The following is a 24,845-nucleotide window of genomic DNA, read 5'->3' as shown; positions in this document are numbered from 1 at the left end:
TGCCGGGCCTGGAAAAAACAGCTTTCCCGGGCCCGCGCCGCTACGGCAGAACCATCGTTATCGTGGGGGCGGACGGCCGGTCGATACGCTGACCGAGGGCGGTAATAGCTGCCTGGAAGGGACACAGCGTACCGACGTCGGTCTGACGGCAGCCCGGCTGACGCCACTCCTGACGCAGCATCGGGTGCTGCGCGTCCGGCGTCTGCAGACGACGCAGGTCGTCGAGGCCTTGCGCCTGGAAATAGACCCGCAGATAGCGTTCCCCGCTCTTCGCGTTGCGCCAGCGCTCCAGCACCAGGCTACTGCCCGGCGGGATATTTCCCCGGCTGTAGCCCGGCAGCTGCCAGCTAAAGTTCATCAGCGTACGCACCATGGCGATATTGGTGTCATGCGCCACCAGCAGCAGCCAGCGTACGTTCGGGGTCGCCTCCGGTTTGACGCCGTCGAGCATGGCGTTGAGCAGCACCGACCCGCGTTTTTGCGCGGTATACAACACATCGTTACTCAGATCGTAGTTTTCCGTTAACAGCGGCAGCAGGGCAGTGATCTGACTGGCCTGGGTGATCTTGCCCCACGCCAGCTGGCTGAGAGGCAGGTTTTCACTCCAGCCGAGGCGCAGCGTTTCCACCATGTTGGCCATCACGCTCAGTCCGCTAATGGTGGTTTTCCCGCTTTTGCTCTGCTCGACCTGCCAGGGGGTGTCGAAGATCGGGCAGGGTTTATCGGCCTGACAAACCGCCTGTTTCAATAGCTGGATGGCTGGCGCCAGCGCCTGCCTGCGCTGCGCCAGATCCCCGGCTTTCTCTTTCACCGCTGCCAGCTGACGGGCGGGGTCCGTTTGCGTGGCGGCGAACTTGTCGGTCTGAAACAGGGGATCGGCGTCCCCGCTGACGTAATGGATAGCGACGCCGCAGCCGGGGAAGGCGCCATCCACCAGCGCCTGGGCGGTCGCCCGCGTCCGCTGCAGCGGGCTGGCGCGCACGTAAATCGACTCCGCCGTCGGGCATCCCGCCTGCAGCAGGCCGAGCTGGCGATAGTGCTGGCCTTCCTCACGCCCTTTGTTGACCACGGCGGCATAGCCATGACCGGTGAGCTCGCCGTCATGGGTGGTCCACTCGGTCCACGGTCGTCCGGTGGCGGCCTCGATGGCTTCCCGGTTACCGGCCGTCGGCGGGCGGATACCGTGGCGGCTGAGCTCGACCACTTTCTCCAGTTGCCAGTCCGCGGCGGCGGCAGATTGCAGCGCCAGCAGCGGCAGCGCGCAGGCGATAAACAGGCGTAACAGCCCCTGATGTCTTGCAGGCATCATATCTTCTTCCTTATTCGTTAATCGGTTATGAGGAGAACGAGGTCTGCCGTTCGACGGCATGGCGCCGGGCGACGATGGCGGCAGTGGTAAAACAGAGTAGCGCGGAACCCAGACCGGTACCCACCCAGAACAGCGCCAGCGTGCTGAAATCATACAGCGTTTTGCCGTTCTCGAGGATCGCCGTTTTATCAATAATGATCCCGGTGAGAAACTCGCCCAGGCCGGCCCCGGCGTAGCTGGCGATGCCGATGGTGCCGAGCGCGGCCCCGGCGGCTTTGCGCGAGGAGATATCGACGGCAATCAGCCCGCCGAGGAAGCAGGTCAGGGCGCCAATGGTGGCCCCGAAGATAACCATCGCCAGAATGTCAGTGTAATAATTGTGCGGCGACCAGAGCATCAGGGCGAAGCCGGCGGTGTTCAGCAGGCTGATAAACCCGGCCATCACGCTGCGGTTGCGCGGGAAAAAGCGGTCGGAGAGCATGCCGGCGATGATGGTCCCGGCGATCCCGGCGATGGCGTTGACGCCGATAATCCCGGACGCCTCCAGCGTGGAATAGGCTTTATCCTGCTCGAGAAAGAAGATCCCCCACGAGTTGACGGCGTAGCGGTCGATGTACATAAAGGCGGAGGCGAGGGCGAGGGTCCACAGCGCCGGGTTGCGCAGCGCCAGCAGCTGGTTTTTAAACACCGAGCCGCGCGCTTCGGCCTCCTCCTGCGGTTCATCGCGGATGACGTTGATGGACGGGAAGCCGCTGCTCTGCGGCGAATCGTGCATGAACAGCACCAGCAGCACCACCCCGGCGGCGCCGAGCGCGGCGGTGGACAGGTAGCCCATCTGCCAGCCAAATCCGGCGATCACCGCGGCGATCACCATATAGGTCACCGCCTCGCCGATATTATGCGCCGTCGACCAGATGCCATAGAAGGTGCCGCGCTCCTTAACGCCGTACCAGCGCGCCAGCGAGACCGCGCAGGGGCCGACGCCCATCGACTGGGCCCAGCCGTTGATCCCCCAGAAGATGGCCAGCAGCAGGGCGTTAGTGGTCATCCCCATCATCAGGTTCATCCCGGCGCTGAGCAATAAACCGAGGCTCATATAGCGCACCACGTTGGCGTGATCGGCGATAAAGCCGTTGACCAGTTTGCCGATGGCGTAGCTGAAGAACAGGGTAGAGCCGATCATGCCCAGCTCCGTCGGGGTGATCCCCAGCTCCACCAGCGCGCTTTTGGCGACGGTGAATGATAAACGGCAGACGTAAAAGGTCACGTAGGCCAGGGTCATGGCGATAAAGGTTTGCCAGCGCACCCGGCGAAAACGGTGTTCATCAAACGCGGCGCCCGCTTTCGGCGGCGACGCCCGGAAAAAAGCGATAATTCCAGACATAAGTGGTTCTCCGCAGGTCGGAGGCGTGACTGATTGATGTGGTTCGTCCGTGAGTGAAGTTATCGTTACTGTGTAGAGTACATAATCAGAGATAGCCTGACCCGTAAGGGTTAATGTAAGGGTTGGGGGATCATCTTTTTCAGCTGCGGGTACAGCGTCTGGCTGGCCAGCAGCAGCGGATTGCCGCGCTGGATCCCCTCCTGAGCCAGAAAATCGTTGCTGGCGCCGCCCGCTTCGCGCATCAGCACCAGCCCCGGCAGGGCGTCCCACGGGTTCATGTGCGGCTCGTAGTAGCCAATCAACCGGCCAGCCGCCGCCCAGGCGCTCATCAACGCCCCGGAACCGTTGCGGATAAACATGCCGCCGTCGCTGAGCAGCGCCTGCAGAAACGGCAGAAAGTCCGCCGGGGTGACGCGATGCGAGGTGCCGACGCCCATCACGCCCTCTTTGACCGTCGTCGCGGGGTGTGGACGGATCGGGGCGTCGTTGAGCCAGGCGCCATGGCCCCGCAGGGCGTGAAACAGCTCGCGATGGTTGGGGTCGTAGACCACGCCGATGACCGGTTCGCCGTCGGCGACGATCGCCAGCGACAGGCACCAGGTGTGCAGGCCGTTGAGGAAACAGCTGGTGCCATCGATGGGGTCGACCACCCACAGGATCCGGGCGTCGGGCAGGCGGGTGCCGCTCTCTTCGCCGAGAAAGCCATCTTGCGGAAACGCGCTCTGAATGCGCTGTTTGACAAAGGCCTCCACCCGTTTGTCGGCCACGCTGACCACATCCTGCAGGTCATCGCCTTTATGGTCGACGGTCAGCGCCTCGCGCTGTTGATAGTATTCAAACGCCAGCTCAGCCCCCGCCTTCGCCAGCTCGCAGGCCAGACGGTAGCGGGCCTGTAGCGCTTCTGATTCCTGAGATTGCATAGTGACTCCCTATTTTGCACACGTGTGCATTTTGCGTAAAAAAAACAGCCCCGAAGGGCCGAATGAGTGTGGCCGGGTTTCGCAGAAGATTCTGTGATCGCTCCAGCATAAAATGATTTTTTCATTTAGCGCTATGACGAATAATTAGTTTCACTGGCACTTCGCGATGGCGTGAGGGCAGGCTGAAGCGGGCGATCCGCGTCATCAACAGATCCACCGCGTGGTGCGCCAGCAGGGCGGTATTCTGCTGGACGGTGGTGAGCTGATAGGGCTGCCAGTCCGCCTGCGGGATATCGTCAAAACCGACGATGGCCGGCAGCGGGGCGGGGGCGTCCCGCAGGCCATCCAGGGCGCCCAGCGCCAGCATATCGGTGGCGCAGAACAGCGCCTGCACCCCGGGGTTTTCAGCAACCAATTCTCTGGCGGCCTGGTAGCCGGCCTGATAGCCGCCGCCGTCGCAGAAGCGGCTGCTCACCGTCATACCCGACGTCCGGGCGATAAAAGCCTCATAGCGCTCGCGGGTGCTGAAGTTCTCGCGATTTTCGCCAATAAAGCCAACCTGCTGCCAGCCTCGACGACTGAACAAGCCCGCTACCAGCTTCGCTCCCTGGGCGTTATCGCTGCACACCCGATCGCAGCCGGCGAGGTCCGCATGACGGTTGATCAGAGTGACGGGGATCTTGCGCGCCAGATACTCTTCCGCCAGCGACAGCGGCGGCGCGCCGGAGGTGATGATCACCCCGGCGACGTGATAGCTCAGCAGTTGTTTAAGCGAGGGGGCGAGCTGCTGCGGATCGTCAGCGTTCATCAGCAGCGGCATAAAGCCATTGAGCGCCAGCTGATGGACCAGCGGCGCCAGCAGTTTGCTGCGAAACGGGTTGTCGAAACCGGCGGTGACGATGCCGATAAAATTACTGCTGCCAGTGATCATCGTCCGGGCGATGATATTCACCTGATAGCCCAGGGCTTCCGCGGCGCTCAGCACCTTCTGCCGGGTCTTATCCGACACCGAGGCGCCGGGGGTGAAGGTGCGGGAGACCGCCGAGCGCGAGACGCCGGCCAGTCTGGCCACGTCCTCGGCCTTAATCCATTTTTTATCGCTCATCGTCGTTTCGCGCCGTCTGTTATCCAGGAAGCCGACGCCCGGGCGGGCGTCGGTCACGCACACTGCCTGAAAAGGTATCACAGAAAGGCGTCGTCGCGCAGCGCCTTGCGCCCTATGCCGGGTAGCGGATGTGCTCCACCTCACGCTGCAAAATCACCTTGCCGTGGCGAATGGAGGTCAGCACCCGTGCCTGGCGCCGAACGGCCTCGTAGTCGTTTTCCGCATCGAGGATCAGCAGATTCGCCGGGCGGCCTTCGGCGAGGCCGTAGTTATCGCCCAGACACAGCGCCCGGGCGCTGTTATCGGTGACAAAGTCGAGACAGCGCTGCAGATCGTCATAGCCGAGCATATGGCAGATGTGCAGCCCGGCATCCAGAATACGCAGGATATTGCCGTTCCCCAGCGGGTACCACGGATCCTGAATCGAGTCCTGGGCAAAGCAGACGTTGATGCCTGCGCGATCCAGCTCCGCCACCCGGGTGACGCCGCGCCGTTTCGGCCAGCTATCAAATCGGCCCTGCAGATGAATGCTTTCGGTCGGGCAGGAGATGAAGTTGATGCCCGAGGCTTTCAGCAGGCGAAACAGCTTCGAGCAGTAGGCGTTATCATAAGAGCCCATCGCGCAGGTGTGGCTGGCGGTGACCTGGGCCCCCATGCCGCGCACCCGCGCCTCTTCCGCCAGCACTTCGAGGAAACGTGATTGCGGATCGTCGATTTCATCGCAGTGGACATCCACCAGGCGGCCGTAGCGCTGGGCGAGGTCCATCAAAAACATCACCGAGCTGACCCCTTTGTCGCGGGTGTTCTCATAGTGCGGAATGCCGCCCACCACGTCGGCGCCCATCTCGATGGCGCGGGTCATGAGTCCGCGGCCGTCGGGGTAAGATTCGATCCCCTCCTGCGGGAAGGCGACAATCTGCAGATCGATAAGATCGGCGGCCTCTTGTTTCACCGCCAGCAGCGCCTTCAGGGCCGACAGCGACGGATCGGTGACATCCACATGGGTACGGACGTGCTGGACGCCGAAGTCGCGCAGCATGCCGATGGTTTTCAGCGCCCGCTGGCGGGTGTCCTCCGGGGTAATACTCGCTTTGCGCTGGCTCCAGCGGGTGATGCCTTCAAACAGGGTGCCGCTGCGGTTCCACTCCGGCTCGCCCGCGGTGAGGGTGGCATCAAGATGAATATGCGGCTCGACGAAGGGCGGGATCGCCAGCCGGCCCTGGGCGTCGATATCCCCGGCGTCGGCAGTCTGCATCGCGGCCTGGGCGGTGATGCGGTGAATCATCCCGTCCTGCAGGTCAAGAGTAAACAGCGCCTCCTGGCGGCGCAGGCGAGCGTTAATAATTTTCATGGTGGGTCCTGTAAATGGTTTTGCGATAAACGCCAGATCACCAGCGCGACCGAGGCGTTGAGATGAAACTGAGGGTGGCTGACCGGGTAGCCGGTCAGTTTTTCAATACGCTGGATGCGCTGATGCAATGTGTTGCGATGCAGGCCCAGCCGGTCGGCGGCCCGCACCACATTGCCGTTCTCCTGCAGCAGCGTCTCGAGGGTCTCCAGTAGTAGCCATGGCGCTTTGCGGCCCGGCTCGATCAGGCAGCCCAGAGTGTCGTGCATAAAATCGTTGAGCAGCGCCGGGTCGCTGACCGCGGACAACAGTTTGATAAACCCCAGCTGCTGATAGTCGCTGATGCGCTGGGTCGGCCGCAGGGTATCGCACAGATCCAGCGCCTGGCGCGCCTGCGACAGCGCCCGCGGGTAACCCTGCAGCTGCCTGACCGGCGCGGAGAGGCCGCAGAGCAGCGACAAACTCTCCTCTCCGTCCGCCAGCGCCTGCAGCCACTGCTGCAGCCATTTTTTCTGCTGAAAGCCTTCCCCCTCCTCATCCGGCAGCAGGAAAAGGAACATGTTGCTGCGCTCCAGCAGCGGGAAGGGGTTGCCCTGCTGGTTGAGCTGCTGTTGCAGCTGCTGACGCACGCTGCGGTGGGCCTGCAGCAGCCAGGCTTCGGCCTGTTCGGGCGGGAACTGGCGAAACAGGCGGGACAGCCCCTCCAGACGCAGCGCCGCCAGCCGCAGCGGACGGGTAAAATCGAGCTGCTGGTGGAGGGCGCGCTGATGGAGCATCTGCAGATCCGGATAGTCGCCGGTGACCAGCTGCATCAGAATGTCGCGCTGTGACTGCAGGGCGTTTTCGCTGCGGACCAGCGCGGTGCCGATGCGCTCGGTGACAATCACCATCTTCAGCAGGTAGGGCTGCTCAATCAGCGGAATGCCCAGCTCGTCGGCAAGGGCGATCAGCGTGGCGGGAATGGCGTGGATATAGGCCTCGCCGGTGAGGATCACCATCCCGGCGATGCCGCGCTGTTTGCCCTCCATCAGCAACTGGATCAGGTTGGCTTCATCACGGGGATGGTTGATGCCGGTGATAAAGACCAGCTCGCCGCCCATGATCCACTCGGCGATATGTTCATTTTCCGCCACGTAGTACCAGCGTACGGCCCGCTGCAGCCCTTGCTTTCCCGCCCGCAGACGCAGGGCGGAGAGTCCCTCAAGGGCCAGCAGTTCGCTGACCGTCAGGCTCATGACTCCTGCTCCGCGACGGCGGCAGGCTGGCGTTTGCTTAGCAGGGTCAGGACGATATAGACCAGCGCGGAGACGGTGATCCCCACCAGCGGCGCGATCCACGGTGACAGATAGGCCACCACCGCGCCGGCGGCGTAGGCGCCGAGTCCCAGCCAGTTAAAACGCGGCAGGCGGGCGTTCTGCAGCAGGGGATAGCGCCCGCCGCGGGCGAACCAGTAGTCGGCGAGGATCACCCCGCCAATGGGCGGAATAATACTGCCCAGCAGCACAAGGAAGGGGATCAGCATTTCATACATACCGCCAATAGCCAGCACAATGCCCACCCCGGCGGCGGCGATGGTCAGCGTCCGGCGACGTTCGCTGCGCAGCAGATGGCAGGCGGCGGCAGAGACGTTATAGATGGTGGGTCCCTGAATGGTCAGCAGGTTGAGACACAGCATGATCACCGCGGCGACCGACAGCCCCTGCAGGATCAGGACTTCCACAATATCGGCCTGTTGATAAACGATGGCGCACCAGGCGCCGGCGACGATCATCAGCCCGTTACCGATGAGGAAGCTGCCCATGCTGGCGAGAATGGCGGTCCGGCTGGAGTTAGCCAACCGGGTCCAGTTTGTCGCCTGGGTGGCACCGCTGGCGAAAGTCCCGAAGACCATGGTGATGGCCGCCGACCAGGTCATGGTGTCGCTCGGCGCAATGCGGGTCATTGCCTGCCAGCCACCGGCGTGGTGCAGCGCCAGATACATGGAGACCATCAGCAGCACAAACATCAATGGCACCGACAGGCGCGACAGCGCGTCCAGTCCCTTGTAGCCCACCAGCGCGGTGACGCAGAACAAAATACCAAACAGCACCATCAACGGCTGGGTCAGCGCCTCGGGCAGGGCGAGGATCTTCACCAGCGAGATAGCGACCGTGGCGGTGCCCCAGGCGTACCAGCCCAGCTCGGCAAAGCCAAGAATAAAGTCGGCCAGCTTGCTGCCGATCTCCCCGAAGCAGAAGCGGCCCATCAGCACCGTATTCAGGCCGCTGCGCGCGGCGATCCAGCCCAGCGACGCGGCATAGAGGGCCAGCAAGGCGTTGCCGATGACGGCTATCCACAGCAGATTGACGATGGAAAAGGAGACGCCGAGTTTGCCGCCGGCAAACATCGTGCCGGTGAAAAAGGTAAAGCTGAACAACACCATGGCGATGGAAAATACGCCTTTGCGTCCGGCGGCGGGCGCTTCGACGAGGGGAAAATCATTGCTGTTTGACATCCTGGAACCTCTGGCTGGTAGATGGGCGGTGATAGCCGGAAGTAGCAAGAGATGTGCCAGGAAAAACCGGGCACGGGGAATATCACAGGATGTGCACAGTGCACAGTAATGAGGAGGTAAAGAGGAGGAGATGCCATTTTAGTGGGCATCCTGCCATGTTTTGCACCAGTCCAGGGCAGAGGAGGGCGGTGAGCGCATCCCTGGCGCAGGAGGAGAATTTCAGCCAGGGCGATCCGCCAGTTTTTGGCCAGAGAGTAGTGGAGAATAGCGGTGTACTGAAAACGGTTGGTTAAATCACTGTGAATAAGGGTTATTTAATATGCATTTATGATATAACCATTTGTCTTGTGTGTGTTTCCTGAAATATTGTCCCCTCCGGTTAGCGGTGTTAGTATCGAGTAAATAGCCATTTAGACGGCTAAATAAATCATCGCTAACCTAAGGAACTGCTATGTGGCAAGAAAGACTCGCGCAACTGGTCACCACCTGTCATTGGATCGGGGCGAAAGGCTGGGCGCCGGCGACCGGCGGCAATATGTCGGTGCGTCAGGATGACACCTGGTGCTGGCTAAGCGAGTCGGGCCGCGACAAAGGCAGCCTGACGACCGAGGATTTTCTGCAGGTTGAGATCGCCACCAACCAGGCGCCTTCCGGACGGAAGCCGTCGGCCGAGACCGGCCTGCACACCCTGGTGTATCGCCTGTTCCCGGAAGCCAACGTGGTGCTGCATGTGCATACCGTCAACGCCACCGTGCTGTCGCGCATCGAAAAAAGCGACACGCTGGCGCTGCAGGGGTATGAAATGCAGAAAACCCTTAGCGGGCAGCACAGCCATCTCGATACCGTTCCGGTCGCCATCTTTGATAATGACCAGGATATTGACGCCCTGGCGGCGCGGATTGCCGATTATGCGCAAACGCGCCCGCTGCGCTACGGCTTTCTGCTGCGCGGCCACGGCCTGACCTGCTGGGGGAAAGATATTCAGGAGGCCCGCCGTCAACTGGAGGGGCTGGAGTTCCTGTTCGAGTGCGAGCTGATGCGCCGCCGCTACGAGCCCTGAGCCGGAGCAGGTATGGATTTTTATCTTGGGATCGATATCGGCACCTCGCGGGTGAAAGCGGTGCTGTTTGATCAGCATTTCACCGCCTGCGCCAGCGCCGCGGAAAACACCTCACCCCGCCTGTCGGCCAATGGCTACGCGGAACAGGATATGACCCAGCTGTGGCATTCGGTGCTGGCTATTCTGCGCCAGATTGCCTGCCACCCGGCGCTACAGGCGGGGCGGCTGCGGGCCATCGGCCTCGCCGGGCAAGGGGAGGGGGTCTGGCTCAGCGATGAGCAGGGCGAACCGGTGGGCCCGGGGATCCTGTGGAGCGATACCCGCAGCCACGAGCTGATGAGCGACCTGCTGCGCCGACCCGGCTTCGACCGCCGCTATTTCGCCGATACCGGCACCCACCTGCAGCCCTGCAATACCAGCCTGCAGCTGTACTGGCTGAAACAGTATCAGCCGGCGCGGCTGGCGGCCGCGCGCTATCTGTTTTTCGCCAAGGACTGGATCCGCTTTCGCCTGACCGGCGTGGCGGCGCTGGAGCTGACGGACGCCAGCAGCTCGTTACTTAACCAGCAGACTGGCGGCTGGTCCTCGGTGGTGATGAACGAGATGGGGCTGGACGAACTGCTGCCGCTGTTTCCCCCGCTGCTGGCCCCGGATGCCCCGGCCGGCACGCTGAGCGATGCGGTGGCGGCGCTGACCGGGCTGCCCGCCGCGACGCCGGTGGCCGCCGGGGCGCTGGATGTCTGTAGCGCCGCGCTGGGCTGCGGCGCGGTCAACGAAGGGGATATCTACACGATCCTCGGCACTACCTGCTGCACCGGGATCGTCTGCCGCGGCCCGCAGACGGTGAACGAGGCGACGCGCTTTGTCACCCATACCGAAGCCGGGCAGGTGATCTCGCTGTTTCCGATGCAGGCCGGTACGCCAAACATTGACTGGCTGCAGCAGCATATTTCGCTGGACGCCGATCTGGATCGGCTGGAGCAGGCGATCGCGGAGGTGGAGCCAGGCAGCGGCGGCGTCTTCTGGCAGCCGTACCTCAATGGCGAACGCGCGCCGTTTTACAGCCCGGACGCGCGGGCCGGCTTTTTCGGCATTAGCCCGCACACCACCCGCGCCGAACTGCAACGCGCGGTGTTTGAAGGCCTGGCCTTCGCCATTGTCGATGCGCTACAGGGTTATCCGCAGGGCGGCGAGCTGTATCTGACCGGCGGCGGCGCAGCCTCGGCGACCTGGCTGCAGATTATCGCCGACTGTACCGGGCGGACGGTGGTCTCCAGCGCCTTTAACGAACTGAGCGCGCGCGGCGCGGCGATTCTGGCGGCCCGCAGCGTCGCAGCGCTGGCCGGGACGCCTCCGCTGGCGCAGACCCGCTATCAGCCGCGCCCTCAGGCGCATGCCCGCTACACGGCGCTGTATCCCGTTTACCGCCTGCTGCGTGAGCAGATGCTGCCGGTATGGCAGGCCAGACAGGCCGCCCTTCAACCTCTTTCTCAGGACGTACAACCATGAAAATCGTTTTTACCGCCGAGCATGCTGGCGACCTTAGCGCCTTCCACCCGCTGGGCGAGCTGCTGGTGGAGGGATGGGCGCTGGGGAAACCGAAACTCAGCGCCGGTCAGCTGATCGAGCTCGCCCACGACGCCGAGGTGCTGGTGACCAGCTATGATGAGGTGACGGACGCGGTAATGGCCGCCTGTCCGCGCCTGCAGGTGATCGCCTGTACTCGCGCGAATCCGGTGAATATTGATACCCAGGCTGCGCAGGCGCGTGGCATCCGGGTGCTCTACACCCCGGGGCGCAATGCCGATGCCGCCGCGGAGCTGACGCTTGGCCTGATGCTCAGCCTGGCGCGCCATATTCCGCAATCCCATGCGGCGCTGAAGCGGGGGGAATTCACTCAGGCTGATAATGCCGCCGCCGCCACCCAGTATGGCCTGCGGCGGGATGTGGTCTGGGACGTGAGCCCGGAAAGCCCCTATGAAGTGTTTAAAGGCAGTGAACTGCGTAATAAAACGCTGGGGCTGGTGGGCTATGGCAACATTGGCCGCCGGGTGGCGCGTATCGCCCGGGCGTTCGGCATGGCGGTGTTGGTGGTGGATCCGTTCGTCGCCGCAGAGGATATCAATGAGCCAGGGTTACAGAAAACGACCCTGGAGGCGCTGTTCCGCGACGCGGATATCGTCAGCCTGCATCTGAGCAGCGGGCCGCACAGTGACGGGCTGGTGAATGCGGCGCTGTTAAACAGCATGAAGCCCGGCGCGCTGCTGATCAATACCTCTCGCGCGGCGGTGGTCGACGAAGCAGCGCTGATTGATGCCCTGCGTCACGGCCCGCTGGGCGGCGCGGCGCTGGATGTCTATCACCGCGAACCGCTGTGGCGCGATCATCCTTTTGTCACCGAGTTCGATAACGTGATTATCACGCCGCATATCGCCGGAGCCACCCGGGAGAGTATCGCCAAACACACGGCGATGATTGCCGCCGATCTTCAGCGCTATGTCGCCGGGGAGCCGCTGCTGTACCAGTGGCGTTAAGCCGCTTGCGCCGCTGCGGCGGCGCGGGCCCGGCGTCAGGGGCGATGAGCCGCCATAAAAGCCTGGGTCTGTTCCCAGTCCACTACCCCGGCATCCGATCCCATCCCGGTCGCCACCAGCGCGGCCACCGCCGAGGCGACGTCACACGCTGCTTTCACGCTGAGTCCGCGCGCCAGCGCGGCAATAAACCCGCCGCAGTAGCTGTCGCCGCAGCCGGTGGTATCCACCGCCTCGACCGGCCACGGCGCAATATGCTCCAGCGCGCCATCGCGACGGATAAGCCAGGAGCCGTTCTCGCCGTCTTTCAGAATGCATGTGCCCACGCCGAGCGCCAGGAAGAAGCGGCCGATGGCCTCCGGCTGCGTCTCGCCGGAGAGAAAGGCGGCTTCCTCCAGTGAAGGCATGAAATAATCCACCGACGGCAGCAGGGGCCGCAGCAGTTCCAGGGTGTCTTCATTCGGGGCGATAAGGTCAAAGCTGGTGGTGACCCCGCGCGCTTTGGCCGCCTGCAACAGCCGCGCGCTCTGTCCCTGGTCCATTGCCGCCAGCAGTCCGGTCCCGCCGTGATGCAGGAAGCGACAGTCGAGGACGGCGTCAAATTCCGCTTCACTGACGAACAGGGCGTCGGATGCGCCCCGGCAGTGCAGGGCCGGACGCTCGCCGTTGGGGCGAATCGGCAGGATCGTCGCCGAGGTCTCTTTCAGCGCGGTGCGCTGGATAAGCGAGCAGTCGATGCCCAGCCGGGCATAGCTGGCGAGGATAAAGTCGGCCTTTTCATCTTCGCCCAGGCAGGCCACCGCTGCGGTGCGGATCCCCAGCTTCGCGGCGTTGATATTGGCCCCTGCGGCGGTGCCGGCGGGGTTGAGGCGAATTTGCTCAATAAACGCGACGCCGCCGCGCGGTGGGATCGCCACCACCGGGCGCCCGGCGATATCCAGAATAGTCAGGCCGACAAACACGGCGTCAAAGGTTGCCATCGTTCTCCCGTTTAGCGATGCGTTTGGCGCAGGCGCGCCTGCCAGAAGGAAAGGGCGAGGGCCACCACCAGAATCACGCCGACCAGCGCGTCCTTCACCAGATAATTGAGCCCCATCAGGTTCAGGCCATTATCAATAATGGCAAGGAACAGCACGCCCCCGAGGGTGCCGAGGATGCTGACCCGGCCCAGACGGTTAAAGGCGGTGCCGATAAATACCGCCGCAATGGCGTCCATCAGGTAAGACTGCCCGGCCAGGGGAGTAAACTGCCGCAGGTTGGCGGAGAGGATCACTCCGCCGATGGCGCAGAGCGCCGAAGCGGCCACCAGCACGCCGAGCATGGTCAGGCGATCGCGGATCCCGGCGATACGCGCCGCTTCGCTGTTCTGGCCGATGGCGCGGACATATTTGCCCCACAGCGTGCGCTCGGTGACCAACCATGCCACCAGCCACAGCGCCAGCACAATCACCACCGGCGTGGGGATCCCACCAAGGTTGCCCACTGCCAGATCGTGATATTCCGGGGCCATCCGCCGATAAGCTATCGCGCCGCCGCCGTCGGTATAGATGCGCTCGGCGCTGCTGGCGATAAACCAGGTGCCGAGCGTGGCGAGGAAGGGGCGGATCCGGCAGATGAGGATCAGAAAGGCATTGAGCAGGCCAATCAGCACGCCGCCGAGCAGGGCGCAGCCTACCGCGGCCTGCCACGGCAGATGCCAGGTTTTCAGCGCGACGAGGGCGAAGGCGGCGCCGAAATCGAGTGCGACGCCCACTGACAGATCAATCGCCCCGGCGCTGACGATCAGGGTCATCGCCATCGCCACAATCAGCAGGATCGCGCTGCCCTGCAGCAGGTTGGCCCAGTTATCCACGGTTAAAAATACCGGATTCGCCCAGCCAAACAGGGCGATGGCCAGCAGGGTGATGACGCCAAATCCGGCCCGCGACAGCCAGGCCAGCGGGCTGCTGGCCGTCTGTTCCGCCGGTGCCGGCGTTTTCAGGGTAATTTGGCTCATGCCTCGCCTCCTTTGTGTCTGACCGCCGATGCCGCCAGCACCACCAGAATCAGTCCGCCTTTAATGGCGCCCATCCAGAAGATATTGACCCCCAGCAGGCCGAGCCCGTTAGAGAGGGCGTTGACCAGAATTGCCCCCAGCAGCGCTCCCCAGATGGTGACCACTCGACGGCGCGAGAAGGCAGCGCCGATAAAGGTCGCCAGCACGGTTTCCAGCAGCAGCGGCGTGGCCGTCCCGCTGGAACTGCCGGAGCCCTGGCTGAGCAGCGGCAGAATAGCCAGCCCGGCGGCTATGCCCGCTAACAGCCAGACCCGCAGGGTCAAGCGGCGCACGTTCAGGCCGCTCATCTGCGCCATATCGCGGTTGCCGCCCACCGCCTGCACATGCTGGCCGAAGCGGGAGTGGTGGAGCAGGAACTGGAACAGGATAAACACCCCCAGCAAGTAAATCAGCGGCCAGGGCAGGCCCAGCACGCTGTTATCGCGAAAGGCGACCATCAGCGGATCGCTGACCGCGATGCGTCGCTGGCCGGTCAACAGATCTGTCAGGCCGGTAAACGCCACGGAGGTCGAGAGGGTGGCCAGCAGCGGCGGCAGGCCGGCCGCCAGCACCAGGAAGCCGTTGATCGCCCCGCAGAGCAGGCAAACCGCCACCAGCAGGGCTAGCAGCAGGAGATACGGCGTGTGCCATTCGGCCAGCCCAAGACTGAGCAACGCGACGCCGAGCACCGCCGTCGCCGGCAGGGAGAGGTCGATGCCGCCGGAGACCACGTCATCCCCGCCAACGGCGATGACGCAGACCAGACCGAAACAGAGGATCGCCAGCGGAACGCTCTGGACCAGCATCAGGCTGATATTTTGCCAGCTGAGGAAGAAGGGAGACTGTACGCTCAGCCATACCAGCAGCGCCAGAAACAGGATCAGGGGAAATTTTTCAATCAGCGTCGCCAGGCCCGGACGGCCGCGACGCGGGATAGCGGTACTCATGGTGAAGGCTCCTGTCCGCCGTTGATCGCCACCAGCAGGGCGTCCAGCGTTAGCCCGCGGGTGGGCAGATTGGCCGCCAGCGCGCCGCGCCAGAGGACCAGGATCCGGTCGCATAGTCCGAGCAGTTCGGGGGCATCGCTGGAGGAGACCAGCACCGCCCGTCCTTTATCGGCCAGCTGGCGCGTACGTTGATAAATATCGCGACGGGCACCGATATCGACCCCAAGGGTGGGTTCATCGAGAATAAACAGCCGGGCATCGGTGCCGAGCCAGCGGGCGAGGATCGCTTTTTGCTGGTTGCCGCCGCTCATGTAGCGTACCGGCAGCGCCGGGCGTCCCGGGCGGATCGCCAGCTGTTCTATCCAGTAGCGCGCTTTCTTCTCAGCGATACCCCGCCGCTCCCAGCCAAAGGTAGCGGTCTCCGGCAGTGAGGCGAGATTAATATTGTCGGCGGTGGTGAAGGGCAGGATCAGCCCCTGATGGCGGCGGTCGCGCGGCACCAGCGCCATTCCGGCGCGGATCGCCTGCTTCGGCGTTCGAATGCGCCGCGGCTGGCCGTCGAGGTGGATCGTACCGCGTTCCGCCGGGCGTAAGCCGTAGAGTAAGTCGACCAGCACATCGCGTCCGGCGCCCAGCAGGCCGGCGACGCCGACGATTTCGCCGGGCTGAATATCAAAAGAGAGATCCTGCAGCTGCCGCCCGTCGCTCAGCTGGCGCACCGAGAGCAGCGGGGCCGCCCCGGTGTCTGCCGCCGGGTGCTGGCGCGGGGTATACAACTGGTCGATTTCCCGGCCGACCATCATGGCGATCAGCGCCTCGGTATTCTGCAACAGGTCGCGGTCGGGGTAACCGACCACTTCCCCGTTACGCAGCACGGTGCCGCGGTCGCAGAGGGTGGCTATCTCATTGAGGTAGTGGGAAATATACAGAATGGCAATGCCCTGGTCGCGCAGGCGAAGGATGGCGGAGGAGACCAGACTGGCTTCCTGCGCCTCCAGGGGGGCGGTGGGCTCGTCGAACACCACCAGCCGCGCCGCGCCGTCGATCAGCGCGCGGGCAATCTGCACCAGCTTGCGCTCGGCCAGGCTCAGGTCGCGCACCAGCCGTTCGGGGTCGATCGCCAGCTGCCAGTTTTGCTGGAAAAATTGCGCCGTGGCGGCCTTCATCCGTCGGCGATCCAGCGCCCCCCAGCGGGTGCGATACTCCTGGCCGAGAAACACCGATTCCGCGACGGTAAAGTGCGGGATCAGGTTAAGCTCCTGGTGGATAACGCGGATGCCGGCGGCTTCAATGGCTGCCGGGTTGCCGAGGGGCAGCGGGTGACCGTCGAGGGTCGCGCTGCCGCTGTCGGCCTGATAGACGCCGGCGAGGATCTTGATTAGCGTCGATTTACCGGCGCCGTTCTCGCCAATCAGGCCATGAATTTCCCCCGGATTGAGGCGCAGGGTAACCGCATTAAGCGCCGTAACGCTGGCAAAACGCTTGCCGATCTGGTTCATGACCAGACCCGCGGCGGGGCGCTCCCCGCCAGGGTGTTGATTTATCACTGCAGTTCGCCGTATCCCAACTGTTTATACACCGCTTTCGCCTCCTGCGGACCTTTCACCGGTATCACCGGGATAAAGGTTTGCACCGGCAGTTTCTGACCGGCAAAGTAGCGGGCCACGTTGTCGGCGGAGGTCTGGCCAATCAGATGCGGCTGCTGCGCGACGTTAGCCACAAACGGACTGCCGGGCTCTGCCATGATCTCCAGCGTCTCAGGACCGGCGTCGATGGCCGTCACTTTCACGTCCTTATCACGGCCGGTCTCTTCCAGTGCCTGGACGATACCGATGGCCGGTTGATCCCAGCAGGCGACATGGATCGCATCCAGTTTGCCTTTCGGATACTGGCTGAGTAATTCGAGGGTTTTCTTCCGCGCGTCTTCTGGCGAGTTGGCGAACTGCTCCGCCAGCTCAGGCTGGATAATATGAATATCCGGATAATCCTTAAGGACATATTTCCACTGATCGTAACGAATTCCGCAAATACGCAGCGCGCTGGAGAACGCGTTAAATACGGCGACGTTGCCTTTGCCGCCTAATTCATCCGCCATGTAGCGGCCGATGGTCGAGCCTAAGGTGTAGTTATCGGAGGTGGTATTGTTGACCGAATATTGAGAAACATGATCCACGGTAAATACCGGGATACCAGCATCACGCAATGCTTTAAATTTTGGTTCGACGGCGCTGTCGCCAAGAATACTAATTACCGCGTCCACCTTGCGTGACAGTAAAATATCGTGATTATTGGCATGAACCTGATTATCGCGGCCGCCATCGACGCCAATGACTTTGCCTCCCAGTTTCTCCACTTCCTCTGTCGCACCTTTAAAGGCCTCGCGATCCCAAAAATGCTGAGTGCCAACAACGGCAACGCCAATGGTTTTTCCCTGTAAGGAGAGGGCGTCTGCGGCAGTGACGCTCAGCGAGGCAAGGGAAAGCAGTCCCAGCGCAGCAGGCAATAATTTTCTCTTCTGCGACATTGTTATTATGATCCTGTGATGAAGGTGGTTGCGGACCGGTAGCATGACAAGAAGCACCTCGCCACCTCAAATACAAAATAAGTCTAAGTTATGTCGGGAATGTTATATCGCAGAAACGCCAGAGAAAAAGGTTATTTTGCCACCGGGAACCTGAAAATATTTCATGATGCAAAATATACCTTTTTATTTTGTGGTTTTATTTTTTGCTTATTCCGTGTTTATTTAACGGATAAAGACGGCTTCCTGTTTATTGTGATGGCGTGGAGAAATACGGCCCTTGCTGGGAAATGCAGATGATTGCGCGGGCTAATAGTTTTTTTAGCAGAGTAATGTCTGGCTGGGGCGGGGATATTTCCGTCATTTCCTCGATTTATTTTAACGAGCTTTTTGGCTGAGAAGAACGCGAGTGCTATGAAGAAACAGCATAATTATACGGTGATGCACTGGGGAACGTGGCAGGTGGAGAGCCGCGAGGGCGATATCGTGGCGGTTAATCCGGTGCCCTGGGATAAAAATCCGTCACGCATTGGTCAGTCGCTCCCCGACGCGGTGACCAGCCAAACGCGCATTCGCCGTCCGGCGGTGCGCGCCGGCTATCTTCAGCAGGGGCCGGCGTCACGAGAAGGGCGAGGTAAGGAGCCTTTTGTCGAAGTCAGCTGGGAGGTGGCGCTGGACCTGCTGGCTCGCGAGCTGCGCTCGGTCAAGGCGCGCTGCGGCAATGAGGCGATCTACGGCGGCTCTTACGGCTGGGCCAGCGCTGGACGCTTTCACCATGCGCAGAGCCAGCTGCACCGTTTTCTTAAGGGCTTTGGCGGGTACACCGCCAGCACCAATACCTATAGCAGCGCCGCGGGCGAGCGCATTCTGCCGCATATTCTCGGGCCGCTGAGCCCCCTGCACCGTCAGCATACCCATTTTTCCGAGCTGGCGCGGGAGTGTCAGCTGTTTGTCGCGATTGGCGGTCTGCCGCTGCGCAATGCCCAGGTCAACGGCGGTGGCGCCAATGACCATATGCTGCCGTACTGGCTGGATAAGATGCAGGCCAACGGCACCCGGTTTATGAATATCAGTCCGGTGCGCAATGACCTCAGCGCGGTGCCCGACGCCGAGTGGCTGGCCATTCAGCCGGGCACCGATACCGCACTGCTGCTGGCGCTGAGCTATGTGCTGATCGCTGAGTCCCTTTACGACCAGGCGTTTGTGGCCAGCCATACCGTCGGGTTTGCCCCTTACCGCGCTTATCTGTTGGGCGAGCACGACGGCGTAGCGAAAACCCCGGCGTGGGCGGCGACGATTACCGGCCTGGACGCCCAGCGCATCGCCGACCTGGCGCGGGAGATGGCCCGCCACCGGACGATGGTGAATATCTCCTGGTCTATCCAGCGCGCCCGTCAGGGGGAGCAGGCCTACTGGGCGACGGTGGCCCTGACCGCGCTGCTGGGACAGATCGGCACACCGGGCGGCGGCCTCGGGTTTGGCTACGCCTGCACTAACCTGGCGGGCGCGGTGCGAAAAGCGTTTTCCGGCCCACGCTTACCCGCCGGAGAGAATGCAGTGGACAGCGTTATCCCGGTGGCGCGGCTGTCCGATATGTTGCTGCATCCGGGAGAAGCCTATGAGTTCGACGGTCAGCAGCTGCACTATCCCGACATCCGTCTGGTTTACTGGGCGGGAGGTAATGCGTTTCATCATCATCAGGACATCAACCGACTGTGCGAGGCCTGGCGCCGTCCGGAGACGGTGGTGGTGCATGAGCAGTACTGGACCGCGCAGGCTAAATTCTCCGATATCGTCCTGCCAGCCACCACCTCGCTGGAGCGAGAGGATATCGGCAGCGGCGGTCACGACGGGTTTATGATCGCCATGAGCGCGCAGATCCCGCCGGTGGGCGAAGCGCGTGACGATTACGCCATTTTCCACGATCTGGCCGATCGGCTGGGCTTCGGAGAACCGTTCAGCGAGGGGCGGGACGCCGGGCAGTGGCTGCGTCATCTCTATGAGGAGTCAAGACCGCGGGCGCAGGAGGAGGGTATTGCGCTGCCCTCGTTCGAGGACTTCTGGCAGCAAGGGGTACTGGAGTACAGCGCGCCGGAGCGGCCGCAGATCTTTCTCGCCGATTTTCGCGCCGATCCGCAGCGCTATCCGCTCTCCACGCCCTCCGGCAAGATTGAACTCTTTTCCGCCACCGTCGCCGGGTTTGGCTATCGTGAATGCCCTGGCCATCCGTGGTGGGATGAACAGGAGGCCGCCCGGCAGCGGCAGGAGGCGGCGCGCTGGCCGCTTCATCTGCTCTCCAGTCAGCCGCGCGCCCGCCTGCACAGTCAGTATGACCACGGCAGCGTCAGCCGGGCGACGAAAATTCAGGGACGCGAGCCGCTGTGGATGCATCCGAGCGATGCGCAGGCAAGAGACATCCGCGAAGGCAGCGTGGTGAAGGTCCATAACGACCGCGGGGCAATTCTGGCGGGCGTGCACCTGAGCGAGCAGATTTTGCCCGGCGTGGTACAGATGTCCACCGGCGCCTGGTATGACCCTCTGGATCCGAATGAAAAAGGATCGCTCGATAAGCACGGTAATCCCAACGTGTTAACCGAGGATCGCGGCAGTTCGCGCCTGGGGCAGGGCTGTAGCGCCCAGAGCTGTTGGGTGGAGATCGCCCCGTGGCGGGAGGAACTGCCGCCGATCACCGCCTTTGATCCGCCGAGGTTTATTGAGGTTTAGGTGTGGGGGAGCGCCAGCGGCGGGGCGGGTAGTCCGGAGGAGGCGCGGTATGCGCCGCCTCCGGGAAAGTGCGCGCCAGGCAATTTACTGATGGCAGTGGGACGTTACGCCAGCCGTGGGTAGGCGCTGGCGATATCGTCGCCGGTAAACTGGGCGATCCAGCCTTCCGGGTTATCAAAAATGCGAATGGCGGTGAAGTTCGGTTCTGATCCCATATCAAACCAGTGCGGAGTGTGGGCAGGAACCGAAATCAGATCATTCTTTTCGCACAGTACCTGGAACACCTCGTCGCCAATATGCAGGCAAAACAAACCTGCGCCCTCGACAAAGAAACGCACCTCGTCTTCGCCATGGGTGTGCTCGTTAAGGAATTTCTCCCGCAGCGCCGCTTTTTGCGGGTTATCGGCGCGCAGGCTGATGACGTCCCAGCTCTGGTAGCCCTTTTCGGCGACCAGTTTGTCAATCGCGTGCTGATAGGCGGCAATCACCGTTTCTGCGCTGGGGGCTGCGCCCAGATCGCGGTCGGCCTGCCAGCGCTCGAAGCGGACGCCTTTGGCGTTAAGTTGATCCTGAATCGCTTTGGCGTCGGTGCTGTGCCAGAGCGGTGTTTGCGGATCGGTCACGGAAAAAAGAGTTAATGCGCTCATGCTGGGATCTGCTCCGGATGAATGTCGTCAAAACGCTGAACCTGGGGATGGTGGCTCGCCGGGTCGCGGTCGCCGCGTACCAGCTGGATCGTGCGCAAACCCGCGGCCTCGGCGGCGTCGAGTTCCTGATGGATATCCGACAGGAACAGGATGGTGCCGGGGGCATGGCCCAGGTGTTCAGCAATGTTACGGTAGGATTGCACTTCGCGTTTGGCGCCTACCAGGGTATCGAAATAGCCCGTGAACAGATGAGTAATATCACCTTCATCGCTGTAGCCAAATAACAATTTCTGCGCGGCGACGGAGCCTGAAGAATATACATACAGATCAATGCCCTGCGCTTTCCATTTCTCCAGGGCCGGCAGTACGTCCGGGTAGAGATGGCCGGTAAAGTCGCCATTGAGGTAGCCGTCACGCCAGATGATCCCCTGCAGCGCCTTTAGCGCCGTGGATTTACGGTCTTCGTCCATAAAGGCGAAGAGGGTAGTGATAAGGTCGGCGGTGCTGGCGGCCGGAGCGTCTGTCTCGCGGCGCAGGTTGTCGAGAATGGTTTTGACGGGCTCAGCGTACTGCTGAGCGGTCACAAAGCCGGCCAGTCGTTCGCGGGCGTAGGGGAACAGCACGTTATGCACGAAGCGGATATCGCTGGTGGTGCCTTCTATGTCGGTCACGATGGCGCGGATCATGGTTTCTCCAGAGTGGCGTAGCGCGGAATAACATTAGCATTTAGACGTCTAAGCGTCTTGATTGCCAAATATTAACATCGTGTTATAGTGGCTTCAACAACAGCATTACAATCGGTATAAAAAGAATGAGTAATAACCCTTTGATTCCAGAGAGTAAACTCCCGGCGCTCGGCACCACGATTTTTACCCAGATGAGCGCCCTGGCCCAGCAACATCAGGCCATCAACTTGTCACAGGGCTTTCCCGATTTCGACGGCCCGCGCTATCTTCAGGAGCGTCTGGCGTACCATGTGGCGCAGGGGGCGAATCAGTACGCCCCGATGACCGGCGTGCCGGCGCTGCGCGAGGCGATCGCCGGGAAGACGGCGGAGCTGTATGGTTACCTGCCCGACGTCAATAGCGATATCACGGTCACCGCCGGGGCGACGGAGGCCCTGTACGCGGCGATCACCGCTCTGGTGCGCCGCGGCGACGAAGTGATCTGTTTCGATCCCAGCTATGACAGCTATGCTCCCGCGGTGGCGCTGGCCGGCGGCGAGTTACGCCGTATTGCGCTGCAGCCGCCGCATTTTCGCGTCGACTGGCAGCAGTTTGCTGCGGCGCTGAGCGATAAAACCCGGCTGGTGATCCTCAATACCCCGCACAATCCATCAGCTACCGTCTGGCAGCGCGAGGATTTTGCTGCTCTGTGGCAGGCAATCGCCGAACGCGAGATCTATGTCCTCAGCGATGAGGTTTATGAGCATATCAATTTCGCCGCTGACGGCCACGCCAGCGTACTGGCGCATCCTCAACTGCGCGAGCGGGCGGTGGCGGTCTCCTCGTTTGGCAAAACGTTTCATATGACCGGCTGGAAGGTCGGCTACTGCGTGGCCCCTGCAGCCATCAGCGCCGAGCTGCGCAAGGTGCACCAGTATCTGACCTTCTCGGTGAATACCCCGGCGCAGCTGGCGATCGCCGACATGCTGCGCGAAGCGCCGGAGCACTATCGTGAGCTGCCGGCGTTCTATCGGGAACGTCGCGATCTGTTTATTGACGCGCTGCGCCCGAGCCGGCTGGAACTTCTGCCCTGTGAAGGGACCTATTTCCTGCTGGCGGACTACAGCGCTATTTCCGATCTTGACGACGTCAGCTTCTGCCGTTGGCTGACGACCGAAGTCGGGGTGGCGGCGATCCCGCTCTCCGTCTTCTGCGCCGATCCGTTCCCGCACAAGCTGATCCGCTTGTGCTTCGCCAAACAGCCGGCGACCCTGCTGGCCGCGGCGGCGCGTTTGTGCCAGCTGTAGTTACTTAATCGTCCACGCCTGAGAGAACTGGCGGCCAGCGAACATCTCCGTCAGGCCGCTAATTTGTTTCAGGCGCAGCACCTCATCGGCATCCATTCCCAGCTCTTTGCCGATCTTCTGCGGCGTCCAGCCGAGCTGGGTCAGTTCGCGGACGATTTCCGACATGGCGTGGATTTGGTGGCGTCCGCGCGCCCGGTTGTGGCGTATGGTCGCTGCCATCAGCCCGTCACGCGAGGCGGCTTCACTCGTCAGGCAGGTCACCGGCAGGTAACCTTTCAGCGTTTTTTTCAGCGCGGCTTTGTTGCAGGCCAGCTCATGACGGTGAAAACCGTCGACAATCGTATACGCCTGCGGGCTTTGCTGGATGACGACGACCGGCTGGGTAAAGCCGTCGGCTTCCAGCGACGTTTGCAGCAGGCGTTTTTCCGGTGGCGCCACGTTATTCGGGTTGTAATCGTTGGGGATGACCTGCTCCTGTTTTACCCACAGCACGCAGTCAACGGGCTGGGAGCGGAAGGGGCTGCGCTGGTGGAGCACTCGGCGAAACGCGTTGATTGCCTCGATGCGCGCCTCGTCATCCAGCGTTTGCAGATAAGCGTCCAGCGCCTGCGTCAGTTGTTGTTGCATAATATCCCCCATTGTTGGCGATGTTTTTCCATGCGTTTACGGTAGCGCTGATAGTGGCTGCTTTTGGTCGGGCTAAACGAGAGCTGGCGGCACCAGTAGTCGTTATTGAGCAGCACCTTGCAGACTCGCCGCCAGGACGGGATATCTTTGGTGCCAATGTCTGCGGGCTGGGTGTCGGGAATATCCTCCATGCCTTTTTTCAGATACCAGCGCAGATAAACGGCAATTTTGTTACGGTAGTGCTCGGCAGTGGTTTCCGGCATGCTGTCGAGCAAGAACAGGGCGTAGCTTTTCCACGTCAGGTGGTCGGGTTTTTCGATTTTTCGATGACCGTAGAATTGATTATCATGCCCGGCATAGACCCCACCGCTGTGCGCGCCGCTCACCCGCTGACACATCGCAGCCCAGCGTTCAGGCTCCAGCACATGGTAGAGCCACAGTCCCTGGCGCTGCTCCGGACCGAACGGTTCGCAGATGCGCATATAGCGCAGCGGTACCCCAGCCTGATACATCAGATCGTACAGTGGGTTATAGGACTGACCGCTTTTGGCAAACCAGGTCCAAATGTCGGCGGTTTTCCAGTCATAGAGTGGGTAGATGTACCAGGCATGGCCGCCCGGCGCCGAGGTGGTCCACGGTTTATCGTCGGCGAAACGCTGTTTGCGCTGCGAAGAGATGGTCATAAAGCGATTCAGTGACTCGTCGGCGCGAATGCCGACCAGCACGGCAGCGGGGCGCCGCTGTGAAAACCACTCGGCAAAGTGGCTGACAAAGGACTCAAAGCTCATCCCCGGTTGGTAAAACGAAAAATAGCCCGGGTGGGTAATTGCCCAGGGCGGCGGCTGACGGACCCAGTCGGTCCCGGGCTCCCAGCATTGCCATTGCGGTTTATACTGCGTCAGGGCATTTTGGGTCGTTAGCGGCAGGGCAACCCAGTAAAAGGCGTCGATCACATCCTGATACTGGAGGCGTAGTTTTTCACAGTGGGCGATGGTGCAGGAGAACTGCGCTTCCCAGTCAATAAACAACACACTGATTTTTTTCCCCTGTAACCGTGCCGCCTGGGCGGTTAAATGCAGCATGACGGTGGAGTCTTTTCCACCCGAGAAAGAGACGCAAATACGTGAAAAATTATCCAGCACCCACTGGATGCGCTGCTCAGTTGCCTGCAGCACCGATTCCGGTAAGGGATATTTAATAAACGACATGACCATTAATCCT

The 24,845-nt window shown here is 61.9% G+C and carries 21 protein-coding genes; 5 read left to right on the top strand and 16 right to left on the bottom strand.

The window, feature by feature from the left end:
* Positions 1 to 40: 40 nt before the first annotated feature.
* The 7 genes from CWM57_RS20395 to codB form a co-directional block, all read right to left on the bottom strand.
* Positions 41 to 1,309: a histidine phosphatase family protein gene (locus CWM57_RS20395; RefSeq protein WP_061155380.1), complete on the bottom strand. Its 1,269-nt coding sequence runs from the start codon at positions 1,307 to 1,309 to the stop codon at positions 41 to 43.
* Between the two features lie 25 nt (positions 1,310 to 1,334).
* Positions 1,335 to 2,693 carry an MFS transporter gene (locus CWM57_RS20390; RefSeq protein WP_100631562.1) on the bottom strand — a complete coding sequence of 453 codons (1,359 nt, stop codon included), beginning with the start codon at positions 2,691 to 2,693 and terminating at the stop codon, positions 1,335 to 1,337.
* A gap of 110 nt (positions 2,694 to 2,803) precedes the next feature.
* Positions 2,804 to 3,613: an inositol monophosphatase family protein gene (locus CWM57_RS20385; protein ID WP_023287364.1), complete on the bottom strand. Its 810-nt coding sequence runs from the start codon at positions 3,611 to 3,613 to the stop codon at positions 2,804 to 2,806.
* A 121-nt stretch (positions 3,614 to 3,734) separates the two neighbouring features.
* On the bottom strand, positions 3,735 to 4,685 hold the full coding sequence (locus tag CWM57_RS20380; RefSeq protein ID WP_165784235.1) for a LacI family DNA-binding transcriptional regulator: 951 nt from the start codon (positions 4,683 to 4,685) through the stop codon (positions 3,735 to 3,737).
* Between the two features lie 145 nt (positions 4,686 to 4,830).
* A complete protein-coding gene (gene codA / locus CWM57_RS20375) occupies positions 4,831 to 6,069 on the bottom strand; it encodes a cytosine deaminase (protein ID WP_100675924.1) in 1,239 nt (412 codons plus the stop codon).
* Positions 6,066 to 7,301, bottom strand: coding sequence for a PucR family transcriptional regulator (locus tag CWM57_RS20370; RefSeq protein ID WP_074386563.1), 1,236 nt, complete (start codon positions 7,299 to 7,301; stop codon positions 6,066 to 6,068). Before CWM57_RS20370 ends, codA begins: the two co-directional genes overlap by 4 nt.
* Positions 7,298 to 8,560 (bottom strand): cytosine permease, encoded by a 1,263-nt coding sequence (codB, locus tag CWM57_RS20365; RefSeq protein WP_100675923.1) that lies wholly within the window; start codon positions 8,558 to 8,560, stop codon positions 7,298 to 7,300. The genes CWM57_RS20370 and codB overlap by 4 nt, the downstream gene beginning before the upstream one ends.
* Positions 8,561 to 9,011: 451 nt before the next feature.
* Between codB and CWM57_RS20360 the strand changes: the two genes are divergently transcribed.
* Genes CWM57_RS20360 through CWM57_RS20350 form a run of 3 tightly spaced genes read left to right on the top strand, consistent with a single transcriptional unit; the run spans position 9,012 to position 12,154 of the window.
* Positions 9,012 to 9,620, top strand: a complete 609-nt coding sequence (locus CWM57_RS20360) for a methylthioribulose 1-phosphate dehydratase (RefSeq protein WP_008805607.1) — start codon at positions 9,012 to 9,014, stop codon at positions 9,618 to 9,620.
* Between the two features lie 12 nt (positions 9,621 to 9,632).
* Positions 9,633 to 11,129 (top strand): FGGY-family carbohydrate kinase, encoded by a 1,497-nt coding sequence (locus tag CWM57_RS20355; protein WP_100675922.1) that lies wholly within the window; start codon positions 9,633 to 9,635, stop codon positions 11,127 to 11,129.
* Positions 11,126 to 12,154 (top strand): 2-hydroxyacid dehydrogenase, encoded by a 1,029-nt coding sequence (locus CWM57_RS20350; protein WP_074386560.1) that lies wholly within the window; start codon positions 11,126 to 11,128, stop codon positions 12,152 to 12,154. Before CWM57_RS20355 ends, CWM57_RS20350 begins: the two co-directional genes overlap by 4 nt.
* Before the next feature lie 35 nt (positions 12,155 to 12,189).
* Here CWM57_RS20350 and CWM57_RS20345 read toward each other — a convergent pair whose 3' ends face one another.
* From CWM57_RS20345 to CWM57_RS20325, 5 genes are read right to left on the bottom strand one after another with little or no spacing between them, the layout of a single operon-like run.
* Entirely contained in the window at positions 12,190 to 13,131 is a 942-nt protein-coding gene (locus CWM57_RS20345) for a carbohydrate kinase family protein (protein WP_074386559.1), read from the bottom strand.
* 11 nt (positions 13,132 to 13,142) lie between these two features.
* Positions 13,143 to 14,147 (bottom strand): ABC transporter permease, encoded by a 1,005-nt coding sequence (locus CWM57_RS20340; protein WP_046622420.1) that lies wholly within the window; start codon positions 14,145 to 14,147, stop codon positions 13,143 to 13,145.
* Positions 14,144 to 15,133 carry an ABC transporter permease gene (locus CWM57_RS20335; RefSeq protein ID WP_061155370.1) on the bottom strand — a complete coding sequence of 330 codons (990 nt, stop codon included), beginning with the start codon at positions 15,131 to 15,133 and terminating at the stop codon, positions 14,144 to 14,146. The genes CWM57_RS20340 and CWM57_RS20335 overlap by 4 nt, the downstream gene beginning before the upstream one ends.
* Positions 15,130 to 16,632 carry a sugar ABC transporter ATP-binding protein gene (locus tag CWM57_RS20330; protein WP_165784234.1) on the bottom strand — a complete coding sequence of 501 codons (1,503 nt, stop codon included), beginning with the start codon at positions 16,630 to 16,632 and terminating at the stop codon, positions 15,130 to 15,132. Before CWM57_RS20330 ends, CWM57_RS20335 begins: the two co-directional genes overlap by 4 nt.
* A gap of 44 nt (positions 16,633 to 16,676) precedes the next feature.
* Positions 16,677 to 17,657 carry a sugar ABC transporter substrate-binding protein gene (locus CWM57_RS20325; RefSeq protein ID WP_008805613.1) on the bottom strand — a complete coding sequence of 327 codons (981 nt, stop codon included), beginning with the start codon at positions 17,655 to 17,657 and terminating at the stop codon, positions 16,677 to 16,679.
* A gap of 411 nt (positions 17,658 to 18,068) precedes the next feature.
* Here CWM57_RS20325 and CWM57_RS20320 point away from each other — a divergent pair, with 411 nt between their 5' ends.
* Positions 18,069 to 20,378 carry a molybdopterin-dependent oxidoreductase gene (locus CWM57_RS20320; protein WP_100675920.1) on the top strand — a complete coding sequence of 770 codons (2,310 nt, stop codon included), beginning with the start codon at positions 18,069 to 18,071 and terminating at the stop codon, positions 20,376 to 20,378.
* A gap of 104 nt (positions 20,379 to 20,482) precedes the next feature.
* Here CWM57_RS20320 and CWM57_RS20315 read toward each other — a convergent pair whose 3' ends face one another.
* Both CWM57_RS20315 and mtnC read right to left on the bottom strand, forming a co-directional pair.
* Positions 20,483 to 21,025 (bottom strand): 1,2-dihydroxy-3-keto-5-methylthiopentene dioxygenase, encoded by a 543-nt coding sequence (locus CWM57_RS20315; protein WP_061155367.1) that lies wholly within the window; start codon positions 21,023 to 21,025, stop codon positions 20,483 to 20,485.
* Positions 21,022 to 21,711: an acireductone synthase gene (mtnC, locus tag CWM57_RS20310; RefSeq protein ID WP_008805616.1), complete on the bottom strand. Its 690-nt coding sequence runs from the start codon at positions 21,709 to 21,711 to the stop codon at positions 21,022 to 21,024. The genes CWM57_RS20315 and mtnC overlap by 4 nt, the downstream gene beginning before the upstream one ends.
* 140 nt (positions 21,712 to 21,851) lie before the next feature.
* Between mtnC and CWM57_RS20305 the strand changes: the two genes are divergently transcribed.
* Positions 21,852 to 22,997, top strand: a complete 1,146-nt coding sequence (locus CWM57_RS20305; RefSeq protein WP_162678329.1) for a pyridoxal phosphate-dependent aminotransferase — start codon at positions 21,852 to 21,854, stop codon at positions 22,995 to 22,997.
* Here the strand turns inward: CWM57_RS20305 and CWM57_RS20300 are convergent, their stop codons facing one another.
* Together CWM57_RS20300 and CWM57_RS20295 are read right to left on the bottom strand one after the other, a co-directional pair.
* Positions 22,998 to 23,624 carry an IbrB-like domain-containing protein gene (locus CWM57_RS20300; protein ID WP_074386619.1) on the bottom strand — a complete coding sequence of 209 codons (627 nt, stop codon included), beginning with the start codon at positions 23,622 to 23,624 and terminating at the stop codon, positions 22,998 to 23,000.
* Positions 23,609 to 24,832 carry a phosphoadenosine phosphosulfate reductase gene (locus tag CWM57_RS20295; RefSeq protein ID WP_100631557.1) on the bottom strand — a complete coding sequence of 408 codons (1,224 nt, stop codon included), beginning with the start codon at positions 24,830 to 24,832 and terminating at the stop codon, positions 23,609 to 23,611. The genes CWM57_RS20300 and CWM57_RS20295 overlap by 16 nt, the downstream gene beginning before the upstream one ends.
* Positions 24,833 to 24,845: the final 13 nt, after the last annotated feature.

The organism is Klebsiella sp. G-Nf4, assembly GCF_002810615.1.
Lineage (GTDB): Bacteria > Pseudomonadota > Gammaproteobacteria > Enterobacterales > Enterobacteriaceae > Klebsiella > Klebsiella variicola.
The sequence above is the reverse complement of the archived record's forward strand: the minus strand, read 5'-3'. Positions and strand labels throughout refer to the sequence as shown.